The organism is Pedococcus soli, from assembly GCF_054782575.1.
Window position 1 is genome coordinate 322,040 of record NZ_BAAGSF010000003.1, and the last position, 19,860, is coordinate 341,899.

A 19,860-nucleotide genomic window follows, 5' to 3' on the forward strand; every position below is an offset into this window, starting at 1 on the left:
GGGCCGGCTCCCTGACGGAAACCGGCCCCACGAGCGGGTTGCGGACGCGCCCGTGTCAGCTGATGTCGCTGCGGATGGTCCGCAGGGAACCCAGTCCCGCCAGCACCGCCGCATACGCGGCGAGCACGAGGGCAGCCGCCCACCACTCGAGGCGAGGTGCGGCGTTCGGGCCCCCCTGGGTGACGCCGTTGATGATGGCCTGCGAGGCGGCGGTGGGCAGGTACTCGACGATGTGCTCGCGGCCCCAGTCCCAGAGCCCGAGGAGCACACCGGCGATGGGCTCGACGATCCAGGCGACGCCCACGGAGATGAGCAGAGCGGCGACCTGGTTGGGGATGAGGATGCCCGCGCCCAGACCGATGAGGGCCCAGAGCCCCAGCACGAGCAGGCTGAGCGCGAGGGTTCGGAATACCCCTGAGCTGGGGAACGCCTCGAAACCCCGGGCGTTCAGGACGATGGCGCCGGCCACCACTGAGGCGACGAGGGAGATCAGGCCGTAGATGGCGCCGATGCCCAGCAGGGCGATGACCTTGGCGCCCATCACGCGCACCCGCTTGGGCACGCTCAGGAGGGTGCTCGTGATCGTCTTGTGCCGGTACTCGGACCCGATCTGCATGACCCCGATGACCAGCAGCAGCAGGTAACCGACCTGCAGGCCGCTGGTGTAGACACTGTTCGCGATCTGCTCGGGTGTACCCGTGGGAGCGCCGTCGTTGCTGCCCGTGGGATCGGGTGCCTGCGTGAGGAGGAAGCCGAAGAGCACGGCCAGGCCGGCGCCGGCGACGAGGATGGCGATGGCCATGCCCCACCACAACCGGGTCGTGAAGAACTTGCGGAACTCTGCGCGGACTGCGGCGGTCATGCGTTCGCCCCTTCCTGTCCGGTGACGGCGTCCTGTTCGGGGGAGGCCGCCTTTCCGAGGTTGCGGTTGGTGCCTTCGGTGAGCTGGAAGAAGACGTCCTCGAGGTCGGTCGTGGCAGTGCGCAGCTCGTAGACGGGAAGTCCCGCGCGCAGGGCCACGTCGCCGATGAGCCGCAGGTCCGACGTCTCGACGCGCAGGGCGCCGTCCGCCGGCGTGCTGGTCACGTCGGCGACGCGGAGCGCACCCGCGAGGGCGTCTGCGTCACTGGTGCGCACGATGGCACCGCCACTGCCGTGCAGGTCGGCCATCGTGCCCTGCTTGACCAGCTGGCCGTTCGTGATGATGACGACGTCGTCGACGGTCTGCTCGACCTCCTGGAGCATGTGGCTGGAGATCAGCACGGTCTTCCCCTGGCCGGACAGGTGGCGCAGGAAGCCGCGCAACCAGCGGATGCCCTCGGGGTCCAGGCCGTTGGCCGGCTCGTCGAGGATGAGCACCTGCGGGTCGCCGAGCATGGCCGCTGCGAGGCCGAGGCGCTGCCTCATGCCCATGGAGTAGCCGCCCGCGCGCTTGCGGGCCGCCGCGGGGATGCCCACGAGCTCGAGCATCTCGTCGACGCGGGCACTGCCGACCCCCATGGTGTCGCCGAGCACCCGCAGGTGGTCGCGGCCCGTGCGGCCGGGGTGGAAGTTGGTCGCCTCCAGTGCGGAGCCGACGGTGGACATCGGGGACGGGATGTCGCGGTACACCTGTCCGCCGATGGTGGCCGTCCCGCTGGAGGGGGCGATCAGGCCGAGCAGCATCCGGAGCGTCGTGGTCTTGCCGGCTCCGTTGGGGCCGAGGAAGCCGGTGATCCGACCCGGCTCGACGGTGAAGGACAGATGGTCGACGGCGGTGAAGCTGCCGAAGCGCTTGGTGAGGTCGCGGACCTCGATGCGAGCGCCCTCTCGAGGCGTCCTGGGTGGGCTGGTGGTCTGGGTGGTCATCGTTCCCCCGGGCTCATGGACATGGCGCCATCCTCCCAACTCACGTGGGGTGAGGGTCAACGGGGTTTGATCCCGCGCGCGTCGTCGGAGTCGGCCTGGGGGAGCAGGCGACCCTAGGATGGCCTGCACTATGACCGAATGGTTACTGGTCCTTGCAGGCGTGGGACTGACTGCGGGGACCGCCGTGTTCGTGGCGACCGAGTTCTCCCTCGTCGCGCTGGACCGCCCGACCGTCCAGAAGGCCATCGACGGCGGGGACACCGGGGCGGAGCCCGTGCTGGCCTCGCTGCGCCGCCTGTCCACCCAGCTGTCTGCCGCGCAGGTCGGCATCACGCTGACGACGCTCATCCTCGGGTTCATCGCCACCCCCTCGATCGGGCGGCTGCTCGAGACCCCGCTGGGGGCCGCCGGCCTCTCCGGGGGGACGCTGGACTCGGTGGCCGCCGGGCTGGCCCTGGTGGTCGCCACCCTGTTCTCGATGGTGTTCGGGGAGCTGCTGCCGCAGTTCCTGGGCATCTCCGCCCCCCTGCGGACGGCCAAGGTCGTCGCTCGACCGGTGCGGATGTTCGCGGTCGTCTCGCGCCCGTTGATCGTCGTCCTCAACGGCTCGGCCAACCTGTTCCTGCGCGCCCTCGGCATCACCCCGCAGGAGGAGCTGTCCGGCGCCCGCACGCCGCAGGAGCTCACCTCCCTGGTCCGGCGGTCCGCCGAGGCGGGCACGCTCGACGAGGGCACCGCCCGCCTGGTCGCACGCTCGTTGGGGTTCGGTGAGCAGACCGCGGCCGACGTGATGAGCCCCCGGGCCAGGTCCACGTCGATCGAGCGCACTGCGACCGCCGACGACGTCGTGCGCCTCGCACGGCGCACCGGCCACTCGCGCTTCCCGGTGACGGGGGAGGACTGGGACGACATCGACGGTGTCGTCCACGTCAAGCGCGCCATCGCCGTCCCCCACGAACGCCGGCACGACGTCCCCGTGTCGGCCCTGATGGTCCCGCCCCTGCTGGTCCCCGAGACCATCCGCCTCGACCCGCTGCTGCTCATGCTCCGCGAGCACGGGCTGCAGCTGGCCATCGTCGTCGACGAGTACGGCGGCACGGCCGGCATCGTCACCCTGGAGGATGTCGTCGAGGAGATCGTGGGCGAGGTGTCCGACGAGCACGACGTCTTCCGGACGACCGGCCGCGAGCTCACCGATGGATCGTGGACCGTGCCCGGACTGTGGCGACCGGACGAGGTGCGTGACCGCCTCGGCGCCGGGGTGCCCGACGGCCCGGCGTACGAGACGACCGGGGGGTTCGTCATGGCCGAGCTGGGCCGCATCCCCGTCGTGGGGGACCGCGTCGAGATCCCCGGCTGGGAGATCACCGTCCTCGCGATGGACGGGATGCGGGCCGACCGGCTGCGCTTCCGTGCCGAGGACCCCGAGGCCGTGGTCGAGGGCGTCGGCGCGACCGGACCCACCGCTGGAGGTGCCGACGGCACCGGGACACCGCCGGACCCGTCGCCCGCCCCGGGAGGCGCTGCCGCCCAACCCGGCCCGCGCCATACGGAGGAGCCGCGATGAGCGCCGGCGCCGTCTGGGTGACGGTCCTGCTGCTCCTGCTCAACGCCTTCTTCGTGGGGGCGGAGTTCGCGGCGATGGCCGCGCGCCGCTCCACCCTCGAGCCCCTCGCCGCAGCCGGGTCGCGGCGGGCACAGACCTGCCTCGACGCGCTCGAGCAGATGGGGTCGCTGCTCGCGTGCGCCCAGCTCGGCATCACCGTCTGCTCGGTGCTGCTCGGTGCCGTCTCCGAGGCGGCCCTGCACCACGCCCTCGAACCGGTCGTCGAGCACCTCGGGCTCCCCGCCGGGGTGGCCGACGGCGGCGCCCTCGCGCTCGCGCTGCTCATCGTCGTGTACCTGCACGTCGTCGTCGGCGAGATGATCCCCAAGAACCTTGCGCTCGCGGGACCCGAGCGCTCGGCGCTGGTGCTCGTCCCGGCCCTGCTGTTCATCACCCGGGTGCTGCGGCCGGTCATCTCCGTCATGGAACGGCTCGCCAAGTCGCTCGTGCGGCTGTTCGGGGTGGAGCCCAAGGACGAGATCGCCTCCACGTTCACCGTCGAGGAGGTCGAGCACATCCTCGCCGAGAGCCACCACGAGGGGCTCATCGAGGAGGGGCAGCACGGGCTGGTCGGTGCGGCCCTGGAGTTCAGCGACAAGGACGCCGTCGACGTCGCCGTCCCCCTCGCCCAGCTGGTGACCCTCCCGCTGACCGCCACCCCGGACGACGTCGAGCGGCTGGTCGCCAAGCGGGGTTTCTCGCGCTACCCGATGGTCGACCGCAACGGCGGCCTCGCGGGGTACCTCCACCTCAAGGACGTCCTGTACGCCGACGACACCGAGCGCTCCATCGCGGTCCCGGTGAAGCGGGTCCGCAAGCTCGCGACCGTCCAGTCCGCCGACGAGGTCGAGGAGGTGCTGCGGACGATGCAGCGCACGGGTGCCCACCTGGCCCGGGTCGTGGACACCGACGGCGTCGACATCGGGGTCGTCTTCCTCGAGGACGTCATCGAGGAGCTCGTCGGCGAGGTCGCCGACGCCTCCCAGCGCTGACCACCCGCTGACCACCCGCTGACCACCCGCCCGTCGATCGGGCACCAAAAAGGCCGAGTGCGTCGCACTCGGCCGATTGGTGCCCCCGGCAGGATTCGAACCTGCGCTCCCGCCTCCGGAGGGCGGTGCTCTATCCCCTGAGCTACGGGGGCCGAACCACGCCCCGTGAAAGGCGCGCCCGGTGAGGGTAGCAGCCTAGGGTGGCCCTCATGGAACGCGGGGGACTGGTCATGGTGTGCGACGACACCGAGCCGATCCGACGCCTCATCCGCCTCAACCTCGAGCTCGAGGGGTACGACGTGGAGGAGGTCACCGACGGCGCCCAGCTGCTGGCCCGGCTGGGCGAGCGTGCCGACGAGGGACAGCCCCTCCCCGGGGTGATCACGCTCGACGCCCACATGGTGCCGCGTGACGGCTGGTGGACCATCGCGCAGATCCGCGGTGACGCCCGGTTCAGGGACATCCCGGTGCTCATGGTCACCGCGTCGGTGCAGCAGCACGACCGCACCCAGGCGACGGCCTCCGGGCTCGACGCGTTCGTCGCCAAGCCGTTCGACCCGGAGTACCTCATCTCCCTCGTGGACGGCTTCATGGCGGAGGGTCGCAGCCATACCCCGGCGCCGTGACCGGGCACCTGCGGGCCAGCCCTAGACTTGCCCGGTGACTCCCGAACAGCTCTCTGCTGCCATCCGCACCGCCCTGACCGACGCCGTCGCCGCAGGCGACCTCGCCGTGGACGTGCCCGCGGAGGTCCGGGTGGAGCGACCGAGGAACCGCGACCACGGCGACTGGTCCACCAACGTCGCGCTCCAGCTGGCCAAGCTCGCGGGTATGCCGCCGCGCGACGTCGCGGCGCTGCTCGCCGACCGCCTGGGCCGGGTCGACGGGGTCAAGGCGGTCGACATCGCCGGGCCGGGGTTCCTCAACATCACCCTCGACGCGGCGTCGGCCGGTGAGCTGGCCCGCAGCATCGTGGAGGCGGGGGAGGCCTACGGCCGCAACGACTCCGAGGCCGGGCACGTCATCAACCTCGAGTTCATCTCGGCCAACCCGACCGGGCCGCTGCACCTCGGCCACACCCGTTGGGCGGCGCTCGGCGACGCCATGAGCCGACTTCTCAAGGCGTCCGGGGCCGACGTGACGACCGAGTACTACATCAACGACGCCGGCGCCCAGATGGACAAGTTCGCGGCGTCGGTGCTGGCCAGCGCCAAGGGTGAGCCCACCCCCGAAGGCGGCTACCCGGGTGCCTACGTCGACGACCTCGCCGCCCAGGCCCTCGCCGCCCGCCCGGACCTGCTCGACCTGCCTGCCGACGAGCAGCTGGCCGAGGCGCGCTCGCTCGCGTACGCCGCGCAGCTCAAGGACATCAAGGACACGCTCGCCGACTTCGGCGTGCACTTCGACGTGTGGTTCTCCGAGGAGCAGCTGCACGCGTCCGGTGCGGTCACCCAGGCGGTCGACCGGCTGCGCGCGCAGGGCCACGTCTTCGACGAGGGGGGCGCCGTCTGGCTGCGCACGACCGACTTCACCGACGACCGCGACCGCGTGCTGATCCGCGCGAACGGCGAGCCGACGTACTTCGCGGCGGACGCGGCGTACTACCTGTCCAAGAAGGACCGCGGCTTCGACGAGAAGATCTACCTCCTCGGTGCCGACCACCACGGCTACATCAACCGGCTCAAGGCGATCGCGGCCTGCGCGGGCGACGACCCCGAGCACAACATCGAGGTCCAGATCGGTCAGCTGGTCAACCTCGGTGGCGCGAAGCTCTCCAAGCGGGCGGGCAACATCATCGAGCTGCGCGACCTCATCAACTGGATCGGCACCGACTCGATCCGGTACTCGCTGGCCCGCTACCCGGCCGACAGCCCGCTGTCGCTCGACGGCGAGGAGCTGCGCAAGCAGACCAACGACAACCCGGTCTTCTACGTCCAGTACGCCCACGCGCGGACCTCGAACGTGGCGCGGCTCGCGGGGGAGGACGGGGTGTCACGTGCGGACGGCTTCGACCCGTCGCTGCTGTCCGACCCGACCGAGGCCTCGCTGCTGGCCATCCTCGGGGACTTCCCGCGGGTCGTGGCGCAGGCGGCCCACCTGCGTGAGCCGCACCGCGTCGCGCGCTACCTCGAGGACCTCGCCGGCCACTTCCACAAGTGGTACGACACCTGCCGCGTGCGGCCGATGACCGCCGACGAGGAGGTCACGGACCTGCACCGCAGCCGGCTGTGGCTCAACGACGCGACCCGCCAGGTCTTGGCCAACGGACTGGCGCTGCTGGGAGTCTCCGCACCAGACAGGATGTAGCCCATGCGCGCTCACGAGGCTGGTGCCCTCCACGCCGAGGGGTACGGCGGTCCGCCGCACTGGTTGCCCACCCCGGGCGACGTCAACGAGCTCATGCCCCAGCTGTGGCCGCAGACGGTGGCCCGCGACGAGCAGGGCCGGCTGACGGTCGGTGGGCTCGACGTGGTGAGCATCGCTCGCGAGTTCGGCACCGCGGCATACGTGCTCGACGAGGAGGACTTCCGCGCGCGGGCGCGGGCGTTCCGTGACGAGTTCGCCGAGCCGTTCGCCGAGCTCGGCGGGGTCGACGTCTACTACGCCGGCAAGGCGTTCCTGTGCACCGAGGTCGCGCGCTGGGTGGCGGACGAGGGGCTTTGCCTCGACGTCTGCTCCGGCGGCGAGCTCGCGGTCGCGCAGCGCGCCGGGTTCCCGGCGGAGCGGATCGGCCTGCACGGCAACAACAAGTCGCTCGCCGAGATCCGACAGGCGCTGGAGTACGGCGTCGGGCGGATCGTCGTGGACTCGTTCGAGGAGATCGAGCGCGTCGCCGCCGTGGCGACCGAGCTGGAGGTCCGCGCGCCGGTCATGGTGCGTGTGACGGTCGGCGTCGAGGCGCACACGCACGAGTTCATCGCCACGGCCCACGAGGACCAGAAGTTCGGGTTCTCGCTGGCCGGCGGCCGGGCCGCGGAGGCCGTCGCCCGGATCCTGGAGCACGACGGGACCCTCGACCTGCTCGGCCTGCACTCGCACATCGGCAGCCAGATCTTCGACACCAGCGGCTTCGAGGTGTCGGCCCGACGGCTCATCGGCCTGCACGCCGAGGTGGCGCGGGTCCACGGGGTGCACATGCCCGAGCTCGACCTCGGTGGCGGCTACGGCATCGCCTACACGTCGGAGCACACGCCGCTGCAGCCGCGCGAGCTCGGCGAGCAGATGGCCGACCTCGTGGCCCGTGAGCTCAAGACGGTCGGCGACGGGAGCCCCGACGTCCCCGCGCCGAAGATCTCGATCGAGCCCGGCCGGGCGATCGCCGGCCCGAGCACCTTCACCCTGTACGAGGTGGGGACGGTCAAGGACGTCGACCTCGGCGGGGGCCTCACGCGCACGTACGTCTCGGTCGACGGCGGCATGAGCGACAACATCCGCACCGCCCTCTACGACGCCGACTACTCGTGCACGCTGGCCAGCCGCCGGTCCGAGGCCGGGCCGCGGCTGGCGAGGGTGGTCGGCAGGCACTGCGAGAGCGGTGACATCGTCGTCATGGACGAGTACCTCCCGGACGACATCACGGCCGGCGACCTCGTCGCCGTCCCGGGGACCGGCGCGTACTGCCGCAGCATGGCCAGCCAGTACAACCACACGCCCCGGCCGCCGGTCGTGGCCGTCCGCGACGGACGGGCGCGGGTCCTCGTGCGGCGCGAGACCGTGGAGGATCTGCTGGCGCTCGATGTGGGCTGAGGAGATCTGGCGGCGGGACCGGCACGTTGCGCGAAGACGTCCGGATGACGGAACAATGAGCGTCCACAACGTGGTCACACGGCACGATGGCCGGACCGCAACCAAGCCCCCAGGGGCGCTGAGGAGCACGTCGTGAGTGACAGCCATAAGGTGACGGCAGGGGAGCCCCTGCGGGTCGCCCTGCTCGGGTGTGGCGTGGTCGGGTCGTCCGTGGCCCGCCTGCTCACCGAGCACGCCGACGACCTCGCGGCCCGGGTGGGTCGCCCGCTCCAGCTCGTCGGCATCGCGGTGCGCCGCGCCGGTCGGGACCGCTCCGACCTGCCCGTGGACCCCGCGCTCTTCACGACCGACGCCGACGAGCTCGTCACCCGGGCCGACATCGTCATCGAGGTCATCGGCGGCATCGAGCCGGCCCGTGGCCTGATCGAGAAGGCGATGGCCCACGGCGCGTCCGTGGTCTCCGCCAACAAGGCCCTGCTCGCCGAGGCCGGCCCGGGCCTCTACGCCTCGGCCGCCCAGCACGGCGTGGACCTGTACTACGAGGCCGCCGTCGCGGGCGCCATACCGATCCTGCGGCCGATCCGGGAGTCCCTCGCGGGCGACGACGTGCGCAAGGTGCTCGGCATCGTCAACGGCACCACCAACTACGTCCTCGACAAGATGGACAGCACCGGTCAGGGGTTCGCCGAGGCGGTCGAGCAAGCGCAGGCCCTCGGGTACGCCGAGGCCGACCCGACCGCGGACGTCGAGGGGTTCGACGCGGCGGCCAAGGCCGCGATCCTCGCCTCGCTCGCCTTCCACACGCGGGTCTCGAGCGACCAGGTCTACCGCGAGGGCATCACCGAGGTGAGTGCGGCCGACGTGCAGGCCGCACGCGAGATGGACTGTGTCGTCAAGCTCCTCGCGATCTGCGAGCGCACCGAGGTCGCGGGTGAGGACGGGGAGCTGGCGCCCGGCGTCAGCGTCCGGGTGCACCCGGCGATGATCCCCCGGTCGCACCCGCTCGGCGGGGTGCGCGACGCCTTCAACGCGGTGTTCGTCGAGGCGGACGCCGCCGGGCAGCTGATGTTCTACGGCAAGGGCGCCGGTGGTGACCCGACCGCGAGCGCCGTCCTCGGTGACGTCGTCGCCGTGGCCCGGCACCGCGTCGGTGGCGGACGAGGTCCGGGGGAGTCCGCCTACGCGGACCTGCCCGTCCTCACGATGGGTCAGGCCCTGACGAGGTACCACATCAGCCTCGCCGTGGCCGACCGTCCCGGCGTCCTCGCCCAGGTGGCCACGGCGTTCGCGGCGCACGACGTGTCGATCGAGACCGTCCGCCAGAAGGTGGTCGTCGACGAGGAGGGCGGGGAGACCCGCGCCAGCCTCGTCGTGGTGACCCACACCGCCCCCGACGCCGCGCTGTCCGCCACCGTCGAGGCGCTCGCCGCGCTCGACACGGTGCACGAGGTCACGTCCGTGATGAGGGTGGAGGGAGCCTGATGCCGACGATGTGGAAGGGCGTCATCCGCGAGTACGCCGACCGCCTGCCGACGCTGGCCGGTGCCCCGGTCATCACGCTGCAGGAGGGTGGCACGCCGCTCATCCCGGCCGAGCACCTGTCCTCGCTCACCGGCGCGAACGTCTTCGTGAAGTACGAGGGCCTCAACCCCACCGGTTCGTTCAAGGACCGCGGCATGACGGCGGCGATCTCGGTCGCGGCTCGCAACGGTGCCAAGGCCGTGATCTGCGCGTCCACGGGCAACACCAGTGCCAGCGCGGCCGCCTATGCGACCAAGGCCGGTATGACGTGTGCGGTCCTCGTGCCCGACGGCAAGATCGCGATGGGCAAGCTCAGCCAGGCAATCGCCCACGGGGCGACGCTGCTGCAGGTCGACGGCAACTTCGACGACTGCCTGACGTTGGCCCGCAAGCTGGCCGAGGCGTACCCGGTCGAGCTGGTGAACTCCGTCAACCCGGCGCGCATCGAGGGCCAGAAGACGGCGTCGTTCGAGGTCGTCGACGCCCTCGGGGACGCCCCCGACATCCACTGCCTGCCCGTGGGCAACGCCGGCAACATCACGGCCTACTGGAAGGGCTACCGGGAGTACCACCGCGGGTCCGAGCAGCCCGGTCCGGCGAGAAGGCTGCCGCAGATGTGGGGCTTCCAGGCCGCCGGCGCCGCCCCCATCGTCCTGGGCCACCCGGTCGACGAGCCGGACACGATCGCGACCGCGATCCGGATCGGCAACCCCGCGTCGTGGAAGCAGGCCGAACAGGCGCGCGACGACTCCGGCGGCCGGATCGAGTCGGTCACCGACACGCAGATCCTGCACGCCCATCGGGTGCTGTCCGCGGAGGAGGGCATCTTCGTCGAGCCCGGGTCCGCCGCGTCCGTCGCGGGGCTGCTGCAGGCCGCCGAGGCCGGACAGGTGCCGGCCGGGGCGACCATCGTCTGCACCGTGACGGGTCACGGGCTCAAGGACCCGCAGTGGGCGCTGCGCAACGCCGACGGTTCCGACGTCACCCCGACGCGGGTGTCCGTGGACGCGTTCACCGCCGCCCAGGCGCTGGGGCTGGACGGCTGATGGGGGCTGCCCTGACGCCCGGGGCGGCAGTCGAGGTGCGGGTCCCGGCGAGCAGCGCGAACCTCGGGCCGGGGTTCGACTCCGTGGGGCTGGCCCTCGGCCTGTGGGACTCCTGCGTCGCGACGGTGACCGAGGAGGCGGGCCTGCGGATCGACGTGGAGGGGGAGGGGTCCGCCGACGTCCCGCGCGACGCCACCCACCTGGTCCACCGGTCGATGCTGCGCGCCTGGGAGGAGCTCGGCGTGGACGCCCCGGCCGGGCTTCACCTGGCCTGCCGCAACGAGGTGCCCCACGGCCGTGGCCTGGGCTCGTCGGCGACGGCCATCGTCACGGGAATCGTTGCGGCACAAGGCCTGCACGACGTATGCCGCGAGCTCACCGATTCCCTCGACCTAGCCTTCACCAACACCCTGGCGGCTCGTCTGGAAGGGCACCCGGACAACTCGTCCGCGTCCGTCTACGGCGGCCTGACCCTGTCGTGGTCGGACGGCGACGGCGACGTCACGCACACCGTGCGGTTGTCCCTGCACCCCGACGTGCGGATCCGGGTGCTGGTGCCGGCGACCCAGCTCTCCACCGCCAAGGCCCGCTCGGTGCTGCCGACCCACGTGCGGCACGGCGACGCGGCCCTCAACTCCGCCCGGTCGGCCCTGCTGGTGCAGGCTCTCACCGCGCACCCGGAGCACCTGCTGGCGGGGACGAGGGAATGGCTCCACCAGGAGGCGCGGCGCGAGTCGTTCGGCGGCTCGATGGAGCTCGTCGACAGCCTCCGGGCCGCAGGGCACGCCGCGGTGATCTCGGGTGCCGGGCCCTCCGTCCTGGTGCTGTCCACGGTCGACGCGGTGGACGGGGTCGCTCCTCTGGTCGACGGGGCCTGGCAGCTCCTCGACCCCGGCGTGCCGGACGAAGGAGCGCAGGTCAGGGCCCTGACACCCTGACCGACAATCTGGACAGGCTGGACTTCCTGACCGGCCAACGGTGTTACATTGAGCACGCACCCGCCGCCGATGCCGCCTCTTCGCGGACCACCGTTCGGGTCGCACCCTCCACATGACGGCAGCGTTCGCTGCCTTGGCCTCACCGTGCTGCATGTGGCTCCACTGGTCGGCCCACTGCCGACCCAAGCACCGGCTCGGGATCTGAACCCGGCCGCATACGAGGGGGAAGGATCCTTCGTGACAGACACCACCACTCTCGGCACTGCGCCCGCGCAGGACGAGAAGCCGCGCCGTTCCGGTGCCCTGAGCACCATGAAGGTGGCGGAGCTCCAGGGCCTCGCCGCGAGCATGGGCATCGCCGGGACCGCGAAGATGCGCAAGGGCGACCTCGTCGCCGCGATCAAGGACCGTCAGTCCGGTGGCACCGCGCCGCGCCGCGACAGCGGTGCCGAGCGCCCGGCCGCGGACACCGCGTCGGCCGCCGCCGCCGTGACCGAGGCCCCACGGGCCGACGCGCGCCGTGAGGACACCCGGGGTCAGGCGCAGCGTGCCGACTCCTCGCGTGCCGACGCCGCGGGGGGCGATTCCCTGGGTGCCGAGTCCCCGCGCACTGAGTCCCCGCGCGCCGAGGCGGAGCAGGCTCGCGCCGCACGCCAGCAGGCGCGTTCGGAGCGTTCTGCCCGTGCGGCGGAGCGCCGTGCCGAGCGCCCGCAGACCGAGCAGGCGACCGAGCGTTCCGGCTCCGACCGTGCCGCCTCGGAGCGCAGCGCCGCCGAGCGTGCCGGCTCCGACCGGGCCGCGACCGACCGGCAGCAGGACCGCGAGGACCGGCCCGAGCGCACGGACCGCCAGCAGCAGCGCGCCGACCGCGCCGAGCGCCAGGCCTACCGGGCCGATCATGCAGACCGTGCCGACCGGGCCGATCGCCAGGACCGGGGCGAGCGCCAGCAGGACCGCGACGACCGCCAGGACCGGGGCGACCGCCAGGACCGGGGCGAGCGCCAGCAGGACCGCGACGACCGCCAGCAGGGTGACCGGCAGCAGGGTGACCGGCAGCAGGGTGACCGGCAGAACACCCGCACCCAGCAGCAGGGCGACCAGAACCAGGGTGGTCAGAACCAAGGCGCTCAGGGCGGCCAGAACCAGGGCGGGTACGGCGACGACGACGGCGAGGGCCGTGGGCGCCGCCGCAACCGCAACCGCAGCCGCAACCGTGACAAGCGCACCCGCACCGACCGCCCCTACGGCAACGACTACGAGTCGGAGCCGCAGGTGGCCGAGGACGACGTCCTGATCCCCGTCGCGGGCATCCTCGACGTCCTGGAGAACTACGCCTTCGTGCGCACCTCGGGCTACCTGCCCGGGTCCAACGACGTCTACGTCCCGCTGGGCGCGGTGAAGAAGAACGGCATGCGCAAGGGCGACGCCGTCACCGGTGCGGTGAAGGCGCAGACCGAGGAGCAGCAGCAGAACCAGCGCCAGAAGTTCAACGCGCTGGTCCGCCTCGACACGGTCAACGGCATGACCCCCGACGAGGCCCGCAAGCGGGTCGAGTTCGGCAAGCTCACGCCGCTGTACCCGCAGGAGCGCCTGCGCCTGGAGACCGAGGCCGGCCTGCTCACCACGCGGGTCATCGACCTCGTCGCCCCGATCGGCAAGGGCCAGCGCGGTCTCATCGTGGCCCCGGCCAAGGCCGGCAAGACGATGGTCATGCAGGCCATCGCCAACGCCATCACGACGAACAACCCCGAGTGCCACCTCATGGTCGTCCTCGTGGACGAGCGTCCCGAGGAGGTCACCGACATGCAGCGCGCGGTGAAGGGTGAGGTCATCTCCTCGACCTTCGACCGTCCCGCGGAGGACCACACCACGGTGGCCGAGCTGGCCATCGAGCGCGCCAAGCGGTTGGTCGAGATGGGCCACGACGTGGTCGTGCTGCTCGACTCCATCACCAAGCTGGGTCGCGCGTACAACCTCGCGGCCCCGGCGAGCGGACGCATCCTGTCCGGTGGTGTGGACAGCGCCGCGCTGTACCCGCCGAAGAAGTTCTTCGGCGCCGCCCGCAACATCGAGGACGGCGGTTCGCTGACGATCCTCGCGACGGCGCTGGTGGAGACCGGGTCGCGCATGGACGAGGTGATCTTCGAGGAGTTCAAGGGCACCGGCAACATGGAGCTCAAGCTCGACCGGGGGCTGGCCAACCGCCGGATCTTCCCCGCGGTCGACATCAACAACTCCGGCACCCGCAAGGAGGAGATCCTCCTGTCCGGGGAGGAGCTCAAGATCATGTGGAAGCTGCGACGGGTGCTCGCAGCGCTCGACCAGCAGCAGGGGATCGAGCTCCTCATCGACCGGCTCAAGAAGACCAAGAGCAACGTCGAGTTCCTCATGCAGGTCCAGCAGAACTCCTCGCTCAAGCCGCAGGACGACGAGAACGCCTGACGCCTGTCGGTCACGGCCCCTGGGGCCGCAGCGTGTGGAGCCCGGCACCGAGGTGGTGCCGGGCTCCGTCGTCGCCGGTGGAGCGCGTCACGGGTCATGAAGGGCCCCTCATTCATTCCGCGTACCCGGCGATTTCTCTGGTTGATGGAGGCGCCGAGTAAGCCGTTCGGCCGTATTTGCCATGGCAGGCCCATGGATGCCCGCCGACGCGAGCCGTTGGGGTCCGTACCCCATACATTTGATGTAATGCAACGTAGTGATCCAGGAATGGCGAAAGGACTAGCCGTGGCGGCAATGCCCGATGGGGCCCGTGTACTCATTGCTGACGACGACCCGGACATCCGTGACCTCGTGGAGTTCAAGCTCACGCAGTCGGGGTACGCCGTCGAGGCCGTGGGTGACGGACTGGCTGCCTGGGAGTCGTTCCAGGCACAGCGCCCGGCGCTCGTCATCCTCGACGTCATGATGCCCGGCCTGTCCGGCATCGACGTCCTGCGCAAGATCCGCGACAGCGAGAACGGCGCGGTGCCGGTCCTGCTGCTCAGTGCGAAGTCGCGCGACAGCGACGTCGACACCGGCTTCGCGGTGGGTGCGGACGACTACGTGATCAAGCCGTTCAGCCCACGGGAGCTCCTGCACCGGGTGAACGGCATGCTCTCCCGAGCGCGGTGACCACCCGCCAGCTCCTCCTCGGCATCGAGTTCCTGGTCCTCGTCGCCTGCGTGGGGCTCGCGCTCAGCGTCATCGTCTCGAAGGTGGTGCGGCTGACGCGGGAGAACCGTACGGCCATCGCCCTGTCGCCCGTCCGTGGAGCCCTCATCGAGCTCGCCGCGGGTGAGCCCGAGGGCCTCGCCGTGCTGCGTGGCGCTCGTGGTGAGACCGCGGACGCCATCGACGAGGCGGCCGTCCGCCTCCTGGCCAAGGTCCGCGGCGAACCAGCCACCCAGCTCGTCGCCGTCCTCGAGGACCACGGCGCGCTCGAGCGCGCCAAGGCCGACGCCTCGCACCGCTCGCCGGTCCGCCGCGCCCACGCCGTGCAGCTGCTCGGCCTCGCGCGCGTCGCCGACTCCACCCCCCTGATCTCCGAGGCGCTCGAGGACGAGGCGTCCGAGGTGCGCGCCAGTGCCGCGTATGCCGCGTCCTACCTCGCCGACCCGTGGCTCGCCGCGCCCCTGCTGCGGTCCGTGGGGGTGGGTGAGGGCATCCCCGCCGGCCTCGCCGCCGACGCGCTGCTCGAGATGGGGGTGGAGATCGTCCCCGTGCTGCGGGCCGCCATGCGGAACCCCGCGCCGCGCACCCGGATGGTCGCGGCCCACGTCGCGGGCGTCGGTACCTTCGTCCAGGCCCTCCCCGAGCTGCGTGAGCTCGTCGGCTCCGACCCGGACCTGACCGTGCGCGTCGAGTCGGCCGAGGCCCTCGGGCTCATCGGTCGCGACTCCGAGGTCGACCTCCTCGCGCGGCACACGGCCGTCGGTGTCGCCACCGACCTGCGCCGGGCCTGCGTCCGCGCCCTCGGTCGGATCGGCGCCGCCAACGCCCTGCCCACCCTCGTGGGCCTGCTGGACGACACCGACACCCGGCTGGCCGAGCTCGCGGCGCACGCCCTCGTCGAGCTCGGGGCGCCCGGCATGGAGACCCTCGAGGCCCGTCGCGCCGAGCCTGCTGCCGGCACCGCCCTCGTCCTCGCGGGGCTCAAGGCGGGCCGTTCGTGAACGGGTTCCTCGACGGCCTCCGGTCGGTCGTTCAGTGGCTCTACGACGTCACCGCCATCCCGATCCTCGTCTACTTCACGCTGATCAATCTGTCCTTCCTCGTGCTCATCGGCACGGCGGCCCTGCAGTTCCGCCGGTACCTGCGCATGCGCGACGCCTCGGTGGACACCCTCGGTGGTGAGCTCGCCCTCGGGGTCTCGGTCATCGTCCCGACCTACAACGAGGAGGTCGGCGTCGTGACGTCGACCAAGGCGATGCTTTCCCTGCGCTACCCGCGCCACGAGGTCGTCATCGTCGACGACGGCAGCACCGACAACACCTTCCCGCTGCTGCGCGAGGCCTTCGACCTCGTGGAGATCCCCCGTGAGGTCCCGCGCGACATCCCACTGCGGGCCCAGATCACCGAGGTGCACGTGCCCCGGGACGGGCACACCCGGCTCGTGGTCGTGCGCAAGACGAACTCGGGGCGGTCCGAGGCCATCAACGCCGGCATCAACGCGGCGATCGAGCCGCTGGTGGCCGTCATCGACGCCGACTCGATCCTGGAGCCCGACGCCCTCCTGCGTGTCAGCAAGCCCTTCACCGACGACCCCACCCGCATGGTCGCCACGGGTGGCACCATCCGCGCGGTCAACGGCAGCCGGGTCGTGTCCGGCCGTCTCGTGCGGCTGGCCATGCCCAAGCCGTGGCTGGCCCGGATCCAGGTCGTGGAGTACCTGCGGGCGTTCCTCATCGGGCGCACGGGCTGGTCGCGCCTGGGGATGCTCATCCTCATCAGCGGCGCGTTCGGCATGTTCCGGCGCGACGTCGTCGTCGAGGTCGGGGGACTGGACCCCGACAGCATCGGCGAGGACTTCGAGCTGATGCTGCACATCCACCGCCACATGATCGACACGAAGCGGGACTACCGCGTCGAGTTCGTCCCGGAGCCGGTCTGCTGGACCGAGGTGCCGTCGAGCTTCGCGGTGCTGGGTCGGCAGCGGCGGCGATGGCACCGGGGCCTGTGGGAGACCCTCTGGGCCTACCGCGGGATGATGTTCCGCCGTCGCTACGGACGCCTCGGGGCCCTCGCCCTGCCGTACTACTGGTTGTTCGAGCTGTTCGCCCCGCTGCTCGAGGCCTTCGGGATCATCGTCGTCGTCCTCGGACTGGCGCTGGGGATCGTCAACGTCCCCTACGCGATCCTGTTCATGCTCCTCGCCTACGGCCTCGCGATCCTCGTCACCCTGGCCGCGATGTCGGTCGAGGAGTGGGCCTTCCACCGCTACACCCGCTGGCGCGACCTGCTCACCACGTTGGCAGCGGCGGTCCTGGAGAACTTCGGGTACCGGCAGCTCACGGTCTTCTGGCGCCTGTCGGGTTGGTGGGCGAGCCTGCGCGGGAAGAAGCAGGTGTGGGGCGTCATGACGCGGACCGGCTTCGACGAGGTCCAGCCTTGAGCCGTCCGGCGCAGTGGTCGGTCTCGGCCCAGCTGCGCCTCCTCGTCATCACCATGCTCTGCATCGTCCCCGTCGTCGCCGGCGCCGCCCTGCTGACCGTGCGCTCCAACTCGCTGGACACGGCGCGCTCCAGCCAGGCGTTGTCGCCGGCCATCGATGCGACGAACGCCGTGCGCCAGACGATGACGGACGCCAACACGGCGTGGATCCGGCAGGTGGCTGGGACCTCGAACGACGAGGCCGCCGAGGTCCGTGCCGCCCTCACCACGATCGAGCAGCTCGTCGACCGCCAGCAGGCGGCCCTGTCCCGCGACGTGCTCCCACGCAGCGACCGCACGCGGTACCTCCAGCTGAGCCGCGACCAGGAGACGGCCGCCCAGGCCTGGTTCGACTGGATCGACCAGCCCGCGACGGGAACCGACGCCGCCGCGAGGACCGCGCTCCTGGCGGGTGCGGACCAGCGGTTCGACGCGTTCCGCGCCGTGTCGGCCACCCTCCAGTCCCAGCTCGGCGACCAGCGTGCGCAGACGCGCGAACGCATCGCCGGCGCGTTCAACCGCCTGCTCGCCCTCATGCTGCTGCTCACCGTGCTGTCGGTGGTGGGGGCGTACCTGATGTGGCGCACGATCGAGGGTTCGCTGTCGCGTCCCATCGTCCGGCTGCGCGGTGTGGTCGGCCGCCAGCGCGCCGGTGATGTGCTCGCCATGGCCGACGGCAGGGCGGGGGCGGCCGAGATCCGGGCACTCGCCGACGACTTCAACGACCTGACGACGACCAACCGGGCGCTGCTGGAGGAGCAGGCCCAGGTCCTGCGCATGCACGAGCTGGTGCTGGACGTCGCCCAGATGGTCCGCAGCGCCGAGGACATCGAGGAGGTGCTGCGACTGGTCTGCTCCCACCTGGGCACCGAGATGCGCGCCGACCGGGTGCTCCTCTACACCCTGGGCGACGGCGAGGGCGGGGTCGACGAACGCGTCCAGTGGCACCGCGACGACCTGCCGCCACTGCCGCCCCTGCCGCCGTCCCTGGCCGGCAGCGTCCCCGACGTGAACCGCGAGCTGCGCCGCGAGGGGTCGGTCTTCGTCATCCGCGACCTGCTCGACCCCGAGGTCGCCCGCGACGAACGGGCGGCGGCGTTCCACCGGGCGACCGGGGCCCGCTCCCTCGTCATGGTGCCGGTCGGCGTGGGGGAGCGCGGGCTCGGTGTGCTGGCCCTGATGACGGTGGACATCTACCGGCGCTGGCGGCGCTTCGAGATCCAGGCCGTCCAGCAGTGCGCCGGCTACCTGGCCCAGACGATCGCCCAGCTGCGCCTCAACGAGATGCAGCTCGAGCAGGTCCGCCGGCTCACCGAGCTCGACCGCCAGAAGACCGACTTCATGGCCACCGTGAGCCACGAGCTGAGGACGCCCCTGACGTCCATCAGCGGGTACCTCGAGCTGCTCGAGGACGGTGACTACGGCGGCCTCGAGCCCTCCCAGCAGTCGGCCCTGCGGGTCATCGGCCGCAACGCGTCCCGCCTGCGCGGGCTGATCGAGGACCTGCTGGTCCTGAACAAGATCGAGGCCTCGGGCCTGGAGTCCGACCCCGAGGACGTGCTCGTCAGCGACGTGGTCCGGGGGGTCACCGAGATGCTGCAGCCGGTCGCGGCCCGCGGGTCGGTGCGCCTCGTCGTCGACGACGTCGACCCCTGCCTCGAGGTGCACGTCGACCGCATCCAGCTCGAGCGCGCCCTGATCAACCTCGGCTCCAACGCGGTGAAGTTCACGCCCGCCGGTGGCGTCGCCACCATCACCACCCGGGCCGTGGGCCGGGAGGTGCAGATCAGCGTGGCCGACACGGGCATCGGCATCCCGGCCAAGGACCAGGCCCGGCTGTTCGACCGCTTCTTCCGGGCCTCGAACGCCAACGCGCAGGCGATCCCCGGGACCGGTCTCGGGCTGGCCATCGTCCGGGCGATCGTCGAGGGGCACGCGGGCACACTGGGCTTCGAGTCGACCGAGGGGGTGGGGACGACGATGACCATCACCCTCCCGCTGCTGGGCAAGCCCGCCCCGCCCCGCCGGATGGCGCCGCCGGCGCCGGTCTCCGCGCCTGCTTCGGTCCCCGTCACCGCGACCCCTCCCGGACCTGCCTCGGGGAATGAGCAGCAGGCCTCTGCCGTTTAGGAGATGTGCGCCGCTGTCTGGCACACTTGACCGCTGACCGGTTCACGGCAGCCAGGGCATTCCGCCCGGCCGACCCGGTCTCATGACTCAAGGAGCGCGAAGTGAAGAAGGACATCCACCCCGAGTACGTCGACACCACGGTGACCTGCACCTGTGGCAGCACGTTCACGACCAAGAGCACCGCCACCTCCGGCCAGATCCGCGCCGAGGTGTGCTCGCAGTGCCACCCGTTCTACACGGGCAAGCAGAAGATCCTCGACACCGGTGGTCGCGTGGCCCGCTTCGAGGCCCGCTACGGCAAGAAGGCCGTGGCCGAGAGCAAGTAGCTTTCCCGATGCGCCGGTCCTGACCCTCGTGGTCAGGGCCGGCGCATTGCTTTACCTGCCACCCCGCGCCGAGAA

The 19,860-nt window shown here is 71.5% G+C and carries 16 protein-coding genes and 1 tRNA gene; 14 read left to right on the plus strand and 3 right to left on the minus strand.

What is annotated here, in order from left to right:
- Positions 1-55: 55 nt before the first annotated feature.
- Together ACYVKF_RS04525 and ACYVKF_RS04530 are read right to left on the minus strand one after the other, a co-directional pair.
- On the minus strand, positions 56-862 hold the full coding sequence (locus ACYVKF_RS04525; protein WP_056918267.1) for an ABC transporter permease: 807 nt from the start codon (positions 860-862) through the stop codon (positions 56-58).
- The gene (locus tag ACYVKF_RS04530) at positions 859-1,848 is read right to left on the minus strand and encodes an ABC transporter ATP-binding protein (protein ID WP_056918266.1); all 990 of its coding nucleotides are present in this window, start codon (positions 1,846-1,848) and stop codon (positions 859-861) included. The genes ACYVKF_RS04525 and ACYVKF_RS04530 overlap by 4 nt, the downstream gene beginning before the upstream one ends.
- A 130-nt stretch (positions 1,849-1,978) precedes the next feature.
- On the opposite strand from ACYVKF_RS04530, the gene ACYVKF_RS04535 reads away from it, so the two are divergent.
- Together ACYVKF_RS04535 and ACYVKF_RS04540 are read left to right on the plus strand one after the other, a co-directional pair.
- The gene (locus ACYVKF_RS04535; protein ID WP_082580604.1) at positions 1,979-3,415 is read left to right on the plus strand and encodes a hemolysin family protein; all 1,437 of its coding nucleotides are present in this window, start codon (positions 1,979-1,981) and stop codon (positions 3,413-3,415) included.
- Positions 3,412-4,446, plus strand: coding sequence for a hemolysin family protein (locus ACYVKF_RS04540; RefSeq protein ID WP_460965152.1), 1,035 nt, complete (start codon positions 3,412-3,414; stop codon positions 4,444-4,446). Before ACYVKF_RS04535 ends, ACYVKF_RS04540 begins: the two co-directional genes overlap by 4 nt.
- Positions 4,447-4,523: 77 nt before the next feature.
- On the opposite strand, the gene ACYVKF_RS04545 is transcribed toward ACYVKF_RS04540, so the two are convergent.
- Positions 4,524-4,598 (minus strand) — tRNA-Arg (locus ACYVKF_RS04545).
- Between the two features lie 57 nt (positions 4,599-4,655).
- On the opposite strand from ACYVKF_RS04545, the gene ACYVKF_RS04550 reads away from it, so the two are divergent.
- From ACYVKF_RS04550 to rpmE, 12 genes are all read left to right on the plus strand, one after another.
- On the plus strand, positions 4,656-5,072 hold the full coding sequence (locus ACYVKF_RS04550) for a response regulator (protein ID WP_082552858.1): 417 nt from the start codon (positions 4,656-4,658) through the stop codon (positions 5,070-5,072).
- A 34-nt stretch (positions 5,073-5,106) separates the two neighbouring features.
- Positions 5,107-6,753: an arginine--tRNA ligase gene (argS, locus tag ACYVKF_RS04555; RefSeq protein WP_460965155.1), complete on the plus strand. Its 1,647-nt coding sequence runs from the start codon at positions 5,107-5,109 to the stop codon at positions 6,751-6,753.
- Between the two features lie 3 nt (positions 6,754-6,756).
- Positions 6,757-8,193: a diaminopimelate decarboxylase gene (gene lysA, locus ACYVKF_RS04560; RefSeq protein ID WP_056918263.1), complete on the plus strand. Its 1,437-nt coding sequence runs from the start codon at positions 6,757-6,759 to the stop codon at positions 8,191-8,193.
- 132 nt (positions 8,194-8,325) lie between these two features.
- Complete coding sequence (locus ACYVKF_RS04565; RefSeq protein ID WP_460965157.1) at positions 8,326-9,675, plus strand: homoserine dehydrogenase; 1,350 nt, start codon at positions 8,326-8,328, stop codon at positions 9,673-9,675.
- Positions 9,675-10,760, plus strand: a complete 1,086-nt coding sequence (gene thrC / locus ACYVKF_RS04570) for a threonine synthase (RefSeq protein WP_056915271.1) — start codon at positions 9,675-9,677, stop codon at positions 10,758-10,760. Before ACYVKF_RS04565 ends, thrC begins: the two co-directional genes overlap by 1 nt.
- A complete protein-coding gene (gene thrB / locus ACYVKF_RS04575; protein WP_460965160.1) occupies positions 10,760-11,698 on the plus strand; it encodes a homoserine kinase in 939 nt (312 codons plus the stop codon). The genes thrC and thrB overlap by 1 nt, the downstream gene beginning before the upstream one ends.
- Before the next feature lie 312 nt (positions 11,699-12,010).
- Positions 12,011-14,140: a transcription termination factor Rho gene (gene rho, locus ACYVKF_RS04580; protein WP_460965537.1), complete on the plus strand. Its 2,130-nt coding sequence runs from the start codon at positions 12,011-12,013 to the stop codon at positions 14,138-14,140.
- A 294-nt stretch (positions 14,141-14,434) separates the two neighbouring features.
- Positions 14,435-14,812 carry a response regulator transcription factor gene (locus ACYVKF_RS04585; RefSeq protein WP_056915269.1) on the plus strand — a complete coding sequence of 126 codons (378 nt, stop codon included), beginning with the start codon at positions 14,435-14,437 and terminating at the stop codon, positions 14,810-14,812.
- Complete coding sequence (locus ACYVKF_RS04590) at positions 14,809-15,852, plus strand: HEAT repeat domain-containing protein (protein WP_056918261.1); 1,044 nt, start codon at positions 14,809-14,811, stop codon at positions 15,850-15,852. Before ACYVKF_RS04585 ends, ACYVKF_RS04590 begins: the two co-directional genes overlap by 4 nt.
- Positions 15,849-17,291, plus strand: a complete 1,443-nt coding sequence (locus ACYVKF_RS04595; protein ID WP_056915267.1) for a glycosyltransferase family 2 protein — start codon at positions 15,849-15,851, stop codon at positions 17,289-17,291. Before ACYVKF_RS04590 ends, ACYVKF_RS04595 begins: the two co-directional genes overlap by 4 nt.
- On the plus strand, positions 17,288-19,459 hold the full coding sequence (locus ACYVKF_RS04600) for a sensor histidine kinase (RefSeq protein ID WP_460965163.1): 2,172 nt from the start codon (positions 17,288-17,290) through the stop codon (positions 19,457-19,459). The genes ACYVKF_RS04595 and ACYVKF_RS04600 overlap by 4 nt, the downstream gene beginning before the upstream one ends.
- A gap of 101 nt (positions 19,460-19,560) precedes the next feature.
- Complete coding sequence (rpmE, locus tag ACYVKF_RS04605; RefSeq protein WP_056918258.1) at positions 19,561-19,785, plus strand: 50S ribosomal protein L31; 225 nt, start codon at positions 19,561-19,563, stop codon at positions 19,783-19,785.
- Positions 19,786-19,860 lie beyond the last annotated feature (75 nt).